Below are 12,781 nucleotides of genomic sequence, written 5' to 3'. Positions count from 1 at the left end.
GTCCCCCAACCGGCTTCCCAGTGCTCACATCACACGCCGCAACGCAGCTTCACGATCTTGGTGTACGCCTTCTCCGGCGAGTCGTCGACACCGATGATGTCGACGTCGATCAAGCTACGCCATTACCGTGAACGCAACGTGCCGCGGCACGGTCAGCTCAGTTCGGCGGCACCGGCTGCTCTCCCTGCCCTTCGAAAAGGTATTGATACATACGCTGCAGGTACTCGTACAGGGAGTCTTCGTCGTCGAACTCAACTTCCGTGAGACGTTCGTAGTCCTCAACGGTGAAGTCACGGTCGCGCAGCAATTCCTCGAACCCCTGCTTGACGGCATCGACGTACTCTTCCTTGAAGGCGAAGAGAGTCGGGCGAAGGTGTCCGCTCGCGTCGTAGGCCTGATCCAGACCAAGATACACCTTGATGAATTTTTCGAGTTGCCGATTCATGGGGAATTCTCAATCATGGGTGACGACCGGGGGCCGGGTTCGCATACATTGTAATAAGCTTCCAGTCTCCATCCTGAAGACGGTAGACCGGGCGGATCGTCCCTCCCTTGAAGTCGACAGGGAGGAACTCGTTCAGGTTAGCAGGGTTGCGGTAGAAACCAGTGAATCGCTTATATCCATCGGGCCCGAGAAGGTCCTCAATAGGCAGTTCCGCCTCAGGAGGTTCGCCAGTTCGCGTAATCTCCTCGCGGAAATACCGGTCGGCCCTGACCATGTCCTCGGCATGATCGAACCGGGTCGCGTAGGGTCCCACCTTGTGGACCTTACCGCTCACGCCGTCCACGGTTGTGCCAGTCAGCGGGTCGATGTTGTTCTCAGACTTGACGTGGCCGGGGTTACTCGAGTTCGGCCCGTACAGTTTCGGGTTGCCGTCAGAATCAAGCTTCGGCGTACCAAGCCTGTCCAACAGCGCTTGTTCCTCCGGGTAGAGATGCCGTCCGGGAGCATGGCCTTCCCCACCCTGGCGGTCATCGAGTGCCTTGATCCGTTCATCGACAACCTGGGGATCCAGTGACGCTTCTCCAGCCGCAGAGTCCACGGGGTCGTTCGGGGGCGTCGAATCGCCGGATACGGATTCCGGAGCCGAATTATCCGACGGGTGCGAGCCGTCAGAAAAAGATGATTCGCTGCCGTCTGCCTCACCGTGCCCGCTCCCGCTGGCAGGCCCGTCGTGACCGCTTTTGCCCGTGGAAGAACCATGGCTCGCATCAGCCGCCTGGTGGCCACTGCCGCTCGCGCCGGACCCATGACTCCCAGGGGAAGGCTCATGGCTGGCAGAAGGGCCATGCCGGAGGTCATCGGCGCGGCCTCCGGGCAGCCCCTCACCGACGTTGCCCCCGGGGAGGTGGTTGCCCGGGCCGCTACTTCCGCCGCCGCCATGGGCGCCCTCGGGGGGTATCTCATCGCCGGCTCGGCCGGCGTGATCCAGGTCGGGAACAACTCTGTCGCCGAGACGGACAAACCGACTCGCGTCTTCACTAGCATCGGCCCCCGGACCGACCAGGGCGGGTTCCTTGACCGGGGCCTCGACCCGCGGGGGGTCCGCTCCTGCACGCGGGGAGACGGTGGAGGAGCCTTCCTTGGGGGCGTCGTCGATGCTTTGGAGCACCTTGCCGTGTTCGTCCAGGAGGTTGCCCTGGCCGTCGAAGTAGCGCGCCGGCTCGCCCAGGCCAGTGGGCACCGGAGTGGCGTCCTTGGGCAGGGCCAGGACATCGTCGGGGAGCTTGACGTTGCCGGCCGGGAGCCGGGTGGCACCCTCCGGGATCGGCGCGCCCTCCGGTAGGTGCACCGTGCCGTCGGACAGCTTGAGGGAGCCCTCCGGTAGCTTGATCGCGTCCTCGGGCAGGGCCGGGATGTCCACCTGCCCGACGCCCTTGAGGCTCTTGGTGATGTCACCGACCGTGGACAGGCCGGCCCCGGCGGCCTTCCCCACATAGGTCATCGGGTCGATGACCTTGCCGGCCTTGCCCGCCACGGAAATGGCCTTGGCGACCGCGCCGGCCTTGCCCGCACCGGCCGCCGCGCCGCCCACTCCGCCGGTGAAGACGGTGGTCAGCGCGTTGAAGGTGACCGCACCGGCGGCCCGCCCCGGATTCTTACCCCACTCGTCCCAGGCGACCAGGGCCTTGCCGGTCTCCTTGAACGCGGTACGGGAATCCCGCAGCCAAGAGGGCAGCTCGTCGTCCGGCAGGGCCATGAAGGCTGCCGCCCCGGGACCGCCGAGGGTCAGGATCGCCAGGCTGGTGCCCAGCTGCGCCAGCCCCTTCCAAGCCTGGCCCGCGGCGTCCCAGCCGTCGACGCCGACCAGCGTGCCCAGGCCCTTGATGGTGCCCCAGATGCCGTCCACGACGATGCCGTCCCACGCGAACGACTTCACCCAGTGGCCGACGTCGTACCAGTGGTGCTTCAGCTCCACCGGATCGCCCCACGGCACCTTTGCGTTCTTCAGGTCCTCCGCGCTAAAGCCGTACTGGTGCTCCTTCTTGGAGCCATCCCCCGCGACCATCTTGGGGCCGTTCCACAGGGCGACGATCTTGTTGTAGCAGGTGCGCTCCGCCGCCCAGAACGCGGCGACGGTGGCGTTGATGTCGTCGCGGATCTGATTGTGCTCGGCCGTCAGCTCGTCGTCGTAGTCCGCGTCGTCATCGTCCTTGTGGTCCCGGATGAAGGCCTGCGCCTTCTCCTTCAGGTCCGCAAGCTTGGTCGTCAGCGGCCGGATCGCATCCGCGTAGTCCGCAAGCGCCGAGGCAACCGTCTCCAGGTCGTCAGCGAAGGCATCGGCCCGGTTCTTGACCGGCTTGGTGGTGGCGAAGAGCTGCTCCGCCTCCGGCGCCTTGTAGAAGGCGGACAGGCCCTGGAAGTCGGAGTGGACGTCCGAGCCGGTGGAGCGGATGTGCCCGGCGTCCTTCTTCAGCGCCGCATGGTCCTGCTCCAGCTTCTCCAGGTTGCCGGTGTACTGCGGGATCTCCTCCGGCTTGAGGTGAATCTCCACCTGGCCTACACCCCCCGCTTCCGCGCAGCCGGCCCCATCCTCCGCGCCACCGCCCACGGCCTCATGTCCCGCCCCGTCACTCCGAACCCCCGCGGCTCTACACCGATACGTCCCTGCACCCGTCACTGCTCAGCTGCTGCCGGCCGCGCCCTGCCCGATGGGGAAGGAGGGGAAGGAACCGCAGCCCCCGGTACACGAAAGCCCGACAGGTCAAGTCGAGCCACACACGCAACACAGCCAGGTTGTCATATTCACCCATAGCGCTTGCCAGGGCAAACACGAAGGTGTCGGGGCACATGGCATGCCGCCGCCTGCCGGGGGCCGACCGACTGGATGTCACGAACTCGGCTCACATCACCACGGACGCACCGGCATCGCCAACCCGGCTTCCGGCCAGGGAACGGAAACGTCCTAGAGGGTGTCGTCAAACGGCGCTGAGTCCTGTATCCCGAGGTGGTCGCCGGCCTCGGCGGCGGCTTCCAGATGATCGTCAGCGACCACGCCAACCTGCCGGAACCCTGGTTCCAGGACTGCGTCCGCTACAACTGGCGCGACGGCGAAGCACTGATCCCCCAGGCGCGGATCGACCAGCACGGCGTGCCTATCGCCCCCTGACGCAACCGGAACGCATGCTTCTGGCCAGACGCGTGGCCGTGCCCGACTACCCGTCGGCGTCCAGTGTGTTCGGCCTCCCTGGCTGCCCCGATACAGTCCGAACGCTCTCAGTCGTCGAATCCGTCCTGAGCCACGGCACACCTGGTCACCTGCGGGGCGCAACGCGATCCACGACGCCGACGCGCAAATGACGCGCCGGTACGGCGCATGAATGCTGCCGTATGAGGAACTGAGCGCTCCCGAACGTGCATTGTGGGATGCCTTCCCCGAGGGGCGCCTGGTGGACTTGCGTACCGGGACCATGAACGATGATCCGGCCGCCGCGCAGGAGTGGGGGGCTGAGCGCACGGTCCGGGCGCGTGTGGTGGCCGCGCTGCTCCTGGGGGCGCACACACCGCAGCCGGGCGCCGTGGCCGCGGTGCGGCTGACCGGGGCGCGGATCACCGGCCGCCTCGACCTGGCCGGCGCGCAGGTGGAACACCTGGTGTGGCCGGAGGGCTGCTGGCTGACGGAGGAGATCAGCCTCTACGGGACAGCTACCCGGACGATCGGCATCACCGGCAGCCGGCTGCGGGGGCTGGCCGGCAACACGGCACGTATCGATGGCCGTCTGGACCTGCAGCGTTCGGCGCTCGAAGGAATCCTGGAACTGAAGAACGCCCGTGTCGGCGGTGAACTGCTCCTGGACGGCACCGAGATCGTGGCGCCGGGCGCTGGGCGGTCGACGCCGGGGGCCTGGTGATGGAGGGCGGTGTCTAATGACCAGTGTCGATTGTGGTGTGTCCGATCAGTGCGGCGTCGTGGAAGAGATGTTGCTCTGGTTGGAGGAGCTGCTGCGCCGCCCGGCCGCGTGCGTCGCGAAACCTGTCGCATATCGGAGGGAAGCAGCCGCTCCGGGCAAAAGGGAAAGTACGCTCGCCGCATCCGAAGAGCGTGCCCGCACCGAATCACGTGGTGCCTCATTTCCCGGATGCGACGAGAGGCGGCCGATGAAAGCTCTCAAGGGACCCACGGACCACGTCGTGGTGGTCGGGGCGGGACTCGCCGGCCTGTCCGCGGCGCTGCACCTGCTCGGCGCGGGCCGGCGGGTGACCGTCGTCGAACGCCACGCGCTGCCCGGCGGCCGGGCCGGGCGGCTGGACCGCGGCGGCTACCGCATCGACACCGGACCGACCGTCCTGACCATGCCCGACCTCGCCGACGATGCCTTCGCCGCGGTCGGCGACGCGCTGCGCGACCGCGTCGACCTCGTCCCGCTGCACCCCGCCTACCACGCGCGGTTCGCCGACGGCAGCCGGCTCGATGTGCACACACGGGCCGATGCCATGGAGGCCGAGGTCGAGCGGTTCGCCGGGGCCGGCGAAGCGGCCGGCTACCGGCGGCTGCGCCACTGGCTGGAACGCATCTACGCGGCCCAGATGCGCCGCTTCATCGACGCCAACTTCGACTCGCCCCTGGAGCTCCTCACCCCGGACCTGGCCCGGCTCGCCGCGCTCGGCGGCTTCGGCCGCCTCGACGCCCGCATCGGGCGGTTCCTCACCGACGAGCGGCTGCGCCGGGTCTTCTCCTTCCAGGCCCTGTACGCCGGGGTGCCGCCCGCCCGGGCCCTCGCCGCCTACGCCGTCATCACGTACATGGACACCGTGGCCGGCGTGTACTTCCCGCGCGGCGGGATGCACGCCCTGCCGCAGGCCATGGCGGACGCGGCCGCCGACGCCGGTGCAGAGTTCCGCTACGGATGCGACGTCACCGGCTTGGAGCGGTCCGGCGACCGCGTACGGGCGGTGGTCACAGCGCAGGACCGCATCCCCTGCGACGCCGTCGTGCTCACCCCCGACCTGCCCGTCACCTACCGCCTGCTCGGCCACCGGCCGCGCCGCCCCCTGCCACTGCGCCACTCGCCCTCCGCCGTCGTCCTGCACGCCGGCACCGACCGCACCTGGCCGGACCTCGGTCACCACACCCTCTCCTTCGGCGCCGCGTGGCGGACCACCTTCGAGGAACTGACGCGGACCGGGAGCCTGATGAGCGACCCCTCCCTGCTCATCACCCGGCCCACCGCCACCGATCCCTCGCTCGCACCCCCAGGGCGCCACCTGCACTACATCCTCGCGCCCTGCCCGAACACCGCACTCGGCCCCGACGCGCACGCCTGGCGGGACCTCGCGCCCCGGTACCGCGACGCCCTCCTCCGCGAGCTGGAGCGGCGCGGACTCCCAGGGCTGGGCGCCGCCATCGAGGAGGAGTGCCTGGTCACCCCGGCGGACTGGAGCGCCGAAGGACACGCGGCGGGCACTCCCTTCTCCGCCGCCCACACCTTCGCCCAGACCGGCCCGTTCCGGCCGCGCAACCTCGTCCGCGGCACCGAGAACGCCGTACTCGCCGGCTGCGGCACCACCCCGGGCGTCGGCGTGCCGACCGTCCTGATCTCCGGAAAGCTCGCCGCCGCCCGCGTCACCGGGATGCGCCCCCGGCGCCCCGCCACCGGCCGGGCCCAAGTCCCCGCCCCGGCCCCGGCCCCGGCCGAGCACTCCGCCACGAAAGAGAGCACGGCATGACCGACCGCGAACTGGACGCGGCGGGCATCACCGACCCCGCCCTGCGCACCGCCTACACCCGCTGCCGCGCGCTCAACGCCCGGCACGGCAAGACCTACTTCCTCGCCACCCGGTTGCTGCCGCCGGAGCACCGGCCCGCCGTGCACGCCCTGTACGGCTTCGCCCGCTGGGCCGACGACATCGTCGACGACCTGGACGACCGGGCCACCACCGCGGACCGCCGGCACGCCCTGGACCTGCTGCAGCGGCGGCTGGAGAGCGGACTGCGGCACGGCGACAGCCCCGAGCCGGTGGTACGGGCGCTCGCCCACACCGCCGCCCGCTACGGCATCGACCACCGCCACTTCACCGACTTCATGGCCTCCATGCGGTCCGACCTGGTGGTCACCGACTACCCGACCCTGGCGGACCTGCGCCGCTACATGCACGGCTCGGCCGCGGTGATCGGCCTGCAGATGCTGCCCGTACTCGGCACGGTCGTCCCGCGCGAGACGGCCGAACCGCACGCCGCGGCCCTGGGCATCGCCTTCCAGCTCACCAACTTCCTGCGAGACGTCGGCGAAGACCTCGACCGCGGCCGCGTCTACCTCCCGGCCGACCTGCTCGCCGCGCACGGCGTCGACCGCGAACTGCTCCTCTGGAGCCGGGCCACCGGCCGCCGCGACCCGCGCATCACCGAGGCCCTGCACGCCGCGGCAGGACTGACCCGCGGCGTCTACCGGCAGGCCGCACCCGGCCTGCCCATGCTCGCCCCGGTCTCCCGGCCGTGCATCCGTACGGCCTTCGTCCTCTACGGTGGCATCCTCGACGCCGTGCGGGACGACGGGTACGCCGTCCTGCACCGCCGCGCGGTGGTGCCGCGCCGGCGCCGCGCGGCCGTCGCGCTGCAGGGCCTGGCCCAGGTGACCGCCGCCCGTGCGCGTGCCGCCCACGACCGGCACCCGCCGCCCGTCCCGCTCGGCGTGACCCGCTACTCGCAGCAGAAGGTGGCCCGATGACCGTCGGCACCGGTGACCCGTTCGGCAAGCGTGGCCGCTACCCCCTGCGCCTGCGCCGGAACCCCGTCCCCTGGGAGCGGCAGCGCCCCACCTGGCGGGAGGCCAAACCGGGCCTGATCGCCGACGCCTTGAAGCGGGCGCTCGCCCGGCCGTCGGGCAACTGGTACGTCGTCGGCGCCGCCCGCGACATCCGCCCCGGCCGCCCCCACGGCCGGACCGTCGCCGGTACCGAGGTCGTGCTCTGGCGGGACGCGGAGGGCCGGCTCCGGGCGGGCCCCGGCGCCTGCCCGCACCTCGGGGCACCGCTGAAGGACAGCCCGGTGCGCTGCGGCACCCTGATCTGCCACTGGCACGGACTCGCCCTGGACGGCGAGCCGTTCGCCGGCTGGGAGCCCTTCCCGGCGTACGACGACGGGGTGCTTGCCTGGGTACGGCTGGACCGCGCCGGCGGGGAAGAGCCGAGCGAACGGCCGGTCCTCCCGGCCCGGCCCGACCCCGCGACGGCCGTTGCGGCGGTCTACACGGGCGTCGGCACCTGCGAGCCGGACGACGTGGTCGCCAACCGGCTCGACCCCTGGCACGGCGCGTGGTTCCACCCGTACTCCTTCGTCGACCTCACCGTCGTCAACACCCCCGAGGGCGAGGGCGCGGACGCGGCCGAGCGGGACGGCTTCGCCGTGGACGTGTCCTTCAAGGTCGCCGGGCGCGCCGTGGTCCCGGTCCGCGCGGTCTTCACCGCTCCCGAACCCCGCACGGTCGTCATGCACATCATGGAAGGCGAGGGCCGGGGCTCGGTGGTCGAGACGCACGCCACGCCGCTCGGCACGGATGCCCGCGGCCGGCCGCGCACCGCCGTCGTCGAAGCCGTCGTCGCCGCCTCCGACCGCCCCGGCTTCGCCGTTGCCCGCGCCGCGGCCCCGGTGCTCCGCCCCCTGATGCGCGCCGCCGCCGGCCGCCTCTGGCGCGACGACCTCGCCTACGCCGAACGCCGCTGGACCCTCCGCAGCACGGGCCGCTTCCCGGGCTGAGGCCGCCTCCCCGGGGCTGCGCGCCCGTCCCTCCTCGGCGCGCAGCCCGTCCCGCGGACCGTACGGTCCCCCGGGGCGCGGCCCGCGCGAACGGTCCCGTGCCCGGTCGCGGTCCCGTCGCGGTCCCGTCGCGGTCGCGGTCCCGTCGCGGGTCGCGTCTACCGGTCCGCCAGGCGCGACAGCGCACGAAGGGGGGCCGAGCGGCCCTGTTCCGGGACGGTCCACAGAGTCTGGCCCGCCACGCCCCAGCGGGCCAGCAGAGCATTGGCCCCGAGGAAGCCTGTCGTCGCTGCGCGCTCCATGAGGGCCACGGGGTGGTCCGTACGGACCAGGTCGCCCGCCACGACGACGGCCGGATCGGGGGTGTGGACGGTCGGGCGGTCGGCGAAGCCGCCCACCGGGAAGAGCGGGCAGTCCGCGCGCCACTCGTGGCGTTCGTCGACGACTTTCGCGTCCCGTGTCTCCGGATAGACGCGGTGCAACTGGGCCAGCAGCCGGTCCTGTTCGGCCATGCGGTCCACGCCGGGGTCGACGGCGTACGCGTGCAGCTCGACCACCGAACCGCCGGTGCGCCCGGCCCAGCGCGCCGCCTCGCCCTCCCAGCGCTCCAGCACACTGACGTTGTCCAGCGGGCCGTACCCGCTGGTGCCGAGGAAGCCGGGCCGGTCGGCGGCCACCGGCCGGTCCAGCCAGAGCCGGGACACCAGGAACGGTGGCGCGTTCCGCAGCCGGGCGATGCGGGACCGCCACCGCTCGTCGCCGAGACCCGGCGACGCTGCCACGACCTGCCGCAGCCCACCGCCGTCCAGCGCCAGGACCAGCGCGTCGTGGTGCTGCCCGGAGCCGTCGGCGGTGACGCGCAGCCCGCCGCCGGGCGTGGGGACGGCGCTCTCCACCGGTGTACCGGTACGGATCTCGGCGCCGCGTTCCTGTACGTACCGGGCCAGCGGCTCCCACAGCGCCTGCGGGTACGGTTCGTCGGGGACGTCGAAGAGGAGGCCCTCGCTGGAGCCGAGGAAGTAGATGTGGAACATCAGGGCCAGCTCGGCGGCGGACAGTTCGCGCGGGTCGGCGAAGAAGCTCCGCGAGAACACCTCGAACGCCAGGTGATGGGCCGCCTCGGGGAAGCGGATGCGGGCGAGGAAGTCATACGCGCTGATGCGGTCCAGGCGCTCGTACACCTGCGGTACGCGCACGTCCAGCAGCGGGAGCGCGGCCCCGGCGTTCATCCGCAGCAGGTCCCGCCAGCCGAAGGTGGGGCTGAGCGCGACGAAGCCCAGGGCGCTCCACGGAGGCGTGCGCGGCACCCAGGCGAAGCCGTCGCGGGTGCCGCTGCTGTGCTGGAGCGGATAGTCCGGCAGCCCGGTGAGCATCCCGAGGGACGGGGCCGCGCGGCGCAGCAGTCCGCGCAGGTTGTAGTACTGCCGGAAGAAGGCGTGGAAGCCGCGGCTCATGGTCACCGCCGAGCCGTCGGCGAGCTGGGTGCGCCACCCGGCCAGCCGCCCGCCGAGCACCGGCTCCCGCTCGTACAGCGTGACCCGCACACCGCGCTCCACCAGCGCCGTCGTCGCCGCGAGCCCGGCGATGCCGCCGCCCGCCACCGCCACGTGCGGCGCCGCTTCCGTGACCCGCCGGAGGCCGCGCGGGGCCGGGACCACCCGCGCCCGCCGGTCCCGCCCGCGCCGCGGGGCCGTACCGTCCGTCCTCATGCGGCCGCCTCCCTCGTCCCCGGGGCCGTCGCGACCACGGTGTGCGTGATGCCGGTCTGCCAGCCGGGCAGCGGCAGGATCCGCACCCGGTCGAACCCGGCCCGCGCCATCCGGCGGCCGAAGTCGGGGGCGGTGTCGAACTCCACGACGCTGCGCCACAGATGACGGTACAGCTCCCCGTCGCCCGCGAGGCGCCCCGCGGGCAGGACCACGCCACGGCAGACCGCGGTCCACACCGCACGGTCCACGGCCCGGCCGCCGAGGGCGTATTCGTGCACCGCGATCCGCCCGCCCGGTACGAGCAGGCCGCGTACGGCGGTGAGGAGCGCGTCGGGGTCGGCCACGTTGCGGACCAGGTACGCGGCGAAGACCGCGTCGAACGGCCCGGTGACACCGGCCTCTTCGAGCCGTTCCGCCGGCGCGTGCACGAACGAGACGTTGTGCGGCCATGCCTTGGCGCGGGCCCGGTCGAGCATCCCGGCGGAGGCGTCCACCGCCACGATCTCGGCGTGCGGGGCCGCCGCGAGGAGCGCGGCCGTCGACGCGCCGGTGCCGCAGCCCAGATCCAGCAGGCGCAGCCGGCGTCCCGCGGCGGGCAGCCCGAGCCGCCGCGCCGAGCGCCGCAGATGCGCGTGGTAGCCGGGGTTGGCCGCGGTCAGCCGGTCGTAGGTGGCGGCGGCGTGGTCGAACGCGGCGGACAGGGCGTCATCGCGCAGCAGGGGCATGGAGCGGGCTCTTCCGGTCGGGCGGCTGGGGCGTGCGGTGTGCGTCGTACGGCGGGAGGCGGGTCGGTTCACGGCGGTGCCGGGCGGGTGTCCGCGGGCGGGCCCGGCTGCGGGTCGCGGCGTGGCAGGCGCGGGAGTTCGGCGACGGTGCGGAGCATCGGGCCGACGGGGGTGTGCAGACCGATGCGGAGGTCTTCGCCCAGGCGGGAGCGGCCGTCGAGGAAGCGCAGCAACCGTTCCATGGGCACCTCGCGGAACAGGCCGGTGAAGAAGTCCGCGCCGTCGACCCGCCCGCTGTCCAGAGCTCGCAGCAGCACCGCGTCCATCGCCCGGGACCGGGTACGGTGCGGGCACGGCGGCAGCGGTACCCGCCCGGCCAGCAGGCGGGCGGCCACGGCCCGGGTCTGGCGCTGCACCCCGGAGAAGGTGTAGCCGGTGGCGGGCCGGGTGGCGCCGCCGGCCGTACCGATGCGGAACACCGAGCGGCCCGCGCGGCGCGGGAAGCGCGCGTCGGTCATCGGGATCACGCCCTGCTCGGTGGCGGTGACGTCCAGGGCACCAAGGCCCAGCACGTCCGCGGTGTAGTGCCGCAGCGCCCGCTCGTACCCGACGTCGTCGAGCACCTCTCGGGTGAACTCCGTGTACTCCACGAGCGCTTCGTGCGCACTCAGCGGCAGGACGTACCCGAAGGACAGGCCGTGTGGGGGCTGCGGGGTGCGGAAGTCCATCAGGTCGGCGGTCCCCGGGAGGAACGCCGGACGCTCGGTGCGGACGAACCAGCCGCGGAAGTGCTGCAGCAGGCAGGTGCGGGCCGGCGGCAGCCGGCGCGGCGGCCGGGAGTCGAACACCCATCGGGCCCGCAGGCCGACCGGGTGGCCTGCGGCGTCGCGCCCGTGCACCTCGGCGCCACCGGGTGCGTCCCGTACGGCCGTCACCTCGGCCCGGATCGTCCGGAAGCCCTCCATACCGGCCAGCCGGTCGCCGACCAGCCGCTCGAAGTCACCGGAGCGGAGCATGTTGTAACGCAGCGGCGCGGGCCGTCCGACCATCTCCGTGCCGTCCGGGGACCGAACGCGCAACCGCTCCCAGGAAGCGGTCAGGGCCGTGTCGTACGGGCCGCCGGGGGCCTGCCAGAAACACCAGGTGCGCTCCGGCGGCCGCAGCGGCCCGTACGGAGCCTCGACGAGGAGCACGGTGGGACGGCGGTGCGCCGGGCCCGCGGACAGCCAGTGGGCGAGCGACAGACCGGCCGCACCCGCACCCACGATCACGACGTCCGCATCCCGCACCACTGTTCCTCCCTCGCCATGGCCACCGGCCCCTCAGCGCGCCCACCGGACCGCCGCTCTCCGCGCACCCGGTTCTCGTACGTGCACTCTCTGTGTGCCCGCTTCTCGTACGTGCGCTCTGTGTGCCCGCTTCTCGCACGCCTGGCTTTCCTGCGCGTACGCTGATGATCTTCCGACCGGCGCGTGCATCCGGATGCGGGCGGAGGAGGCATCTTCCCGCAATCCGGGACCGGAGGCGGACCGACACGCGGCCCGGCAGGGCGGGCCACGTCCGGTGATTCCCGCCCCGGGCGGCTCTGTCACCAACCGCAGCGAGCAAAGCTGGGCAGCGCTCAACCACGCTTCTCCACTCGGTCCGCCACTACCCGACGGACCTCACGCGTGAAACGGAGGCGAGCCGTTTTCACCAGGCCAAGGAAGTGATGGCAACAGTGAGTGCGCGCAGCGCCCGACCCCGCCCTGGAACACCGACACGATCCGTTTCTACGACCGCCTGGGCGCCCGCTCGAAGGAGAAGCTGCGCTTCACCTTGTCAGTCGGCTGAACACACCAGCGGCGAGACCCGAGGACGTCTTCGAGGGGACGAAGTCGCAGTCGTCCATGCCGGAGTCGAGGAAGGCGTCCACGGCCGGGGCGGTGTCGAGGCGGACCTGCCATTCGCGGACGACGTCATACAGCGGGCCAGGCGGTAGCTGTGCCGGGAGTCCTCCAGCGCCTTGCCCCAGTCCCGCTCGAAGGCCGGCACCCAGCGGCCGGCGCGGCGATCGGCGCGGATCCGCGCGAGCAGCTGCGCGGCGGCCGCCTGGCCCGCGGCGAGGCGGGGCATGCTCGGGAGATGCGCTCATGACGTCCTCCAGGCGGGT

General features: G+C 72.2%; 10 protein-coding genes. 5 read left to right on the top strand and 5 right to left on the bottom strand.

What is annotated here, in order from left to right; genetic code table 11:
* Positions 1–157 precede the first annotated feature (157 nt).
* The gene (locus tag IG84_RS0118710; RefSeq protein WP_031058365.1) at positions 158–445 is read right to left on the bottom strand and encodes an ASCH domain-containing protein; all 288 of its coding nucleotides are present in this window, start codon (positions 443–445) and stop codon (positions 158–160) included.
* Between the two features lie 13 nt (positions 446–458).
* Positions 459–2,996: a hypothetical protein gene (locus IG84_RS38060; protein WP_051861956.1), complete on the bottom strand. Its 2,538-nt coding sequence runs from the start codon at positions 2,994–2,996 to the stop codon at positions 459–461.
* A 453-nt stretch (positions 2,997–3,449) separates the two neighbouring features.
* Between IG84_RS38060 and IG84_RS40700 the strand changes: the two genes are divergently transcribed.
* From IG84_RS40700 to IG84_RS0118680, 5 genes are all read left to right on the top strand, one after another.
* Positions 3,450–3,611 carry a DUF3732 domain-containing protein gene (locus IG84_RS40700; RefSeq protein WP_245659405.1) on the top strand — a complete coding sequence of 54 codons (162 nt, stop codon included), beginning with the start codon at positions 3,450–3,452 and terminating at the stop codon, positions 3,609–3,611.
* 280 nt (positions 3,612–3,891) lie between these two features.
* A complete protein-coding gene (locus IG84_RS0118695; protein WP_157848911.1) occupies positions 3,892–4,353 on the top strand; it encodes a hypothetical protein in 462 nt (153 codons plus the stop codon).
* A gap of 247 nt (positions 4,354–4,600) precedes the next feature.
* Positions 4,601–6,169 (top strand): phytoene desaturase, encoded by a 1,569-nt coding sequence (locus IG84_RS0118690; protein WP_031058358.1) that lies wholly within the window; start codon positions 4,601–4,603, stop codon positions 6,167–6,169.
* Positions 6,166–7,167, top strand: a complete 1,002-nt coding sequence (locus IG84_RS0118685) for a phytoene/squalene synthase family protein (RefSeq protein WP_051861955.1) — start codon at positions 6,166–6,168, stop codon at positions 7,165–7,167. Before IG84_RS0118690 ends, IG84_RS0118685 begins: the two co-directional genes overlap by 4 nt.
* A complete protein-coding gene (locus IG84_RS0118680; RefSeq protein ID WP_031058353.1) occupies positions 7,164–8,195 on the top strand; it encodes a Rieske (2Fe-2S) protein in 1,032 nt (343 codons plus the stop codon). The genes IG84_RS0118685 and IG84_RS0118680 overlap by 4 nt, the downstream gene beginning before the upstream one ends.
* Before the next feature lie 158 nt (positions 8,196–8,353).
* Here IG84_RS0118680 and IG84_RS0118675 read toward each other — a convergent pair whose 3' ends face one another.
* The 3 genes from IG84_RS0118675 to IG84_RS0118665 form a co-directional block, all read right to left on the bottom strand.
* Positions 8,354–9,904, bottom strand: a complete 1,551-nt coding sequence (locus IG84_RS0118675) for an FAD-dependent oxidoreductase (RefSeq protein WP_031058350.1) — start codon at positions 9,902–9,904, stop codon at positions 8,354–8,356.
* Complete coding sequence (locus IG84_RS0118670) at positions 9,901–10,629, bottom strand: class I SAM-dependent methyltransferase (RefSeq protein ID WP_031058347.1); 729 nt, start codon at positions 10,627–10,629, stop codon at positions 9,901–9,903. Before IG84_RS0118670 ends, IG84_RS0118675 begins: the two co-directional genes overlap by 4 nt.
* 68 nt (positions 10,630–10,697) lie before the next feature.
* Positions 10,698–11,918 carry a lycopene cyclase family protein gene (locus IG84_RS0118665; RefSeq protein WP_031058345.1) on the bottom strand — a complete coding sequence of 407 codons (1,221 nt, stop codon included), beginning with the start codon at positions 11,916–11,918 and terminating at the stop codon, positions 10,698–10,700.
* Between the last annotated feature and the right edge of the window lie 863 nt (positions 11,919–12,781).

The organism is Streptomyces ochraceiscleroticus (assembly GCF_000720485.1).
Classification (GTDB): domain Bacteria; phylum Actinomycetota; class Actinomycetes; order Streptomycetales; family Streptomycetaceae; genus Streptomyces; species Streptomyces ochraceiscleroticus.
This window is presented reverse-complemented; position numbering and strand designations above follow the sequence as displayed.

Coding starts and splice junctions, on each gene's coding strand:
- IG84_RS0118710 (WP_031058365.1), bottom strand. CDS start 445: ATGAATCGGCAACTCGAAAAATTCATCAAGGTGTATCTTGGTCTGGAT.
- IG84_RS0118690 (WP_031058358.1), top strand. CDS start 4,601: ATGAAAGCTCTCAAGGGACCCACGGACCACGTCGTGGTGGTCGGGGCG.
- IG84_RS0118685 (WP_051861955.1), top strand. CDS start 6,166: ATGACCGACCGCGAACTGGACGCGGCGGGCATCACCGACCCCGCCCTG.
- IG84_RS0118680 (WP_031058353.1), top strand. CDS start 7,164: ATGACCGTCGGCACCGGTGACCCGTTCGGCAAGCGTGGCCGCTACCCC.
- IG84_RS0118675 (WP_031058350.1), bottom strand. CDS start 9,904: ATGAGGACGGACGGTACGGCCCCGCGGCGCGGGCGGGACCGGCGGGCG.
- IG84_RS0118670 (WP_031058347.1), bottom strand. CDS start 10,629: ATGCCCCTGCTGCGCGATGACGCCCTGTCCGCCGCGTTCGACCACGCC.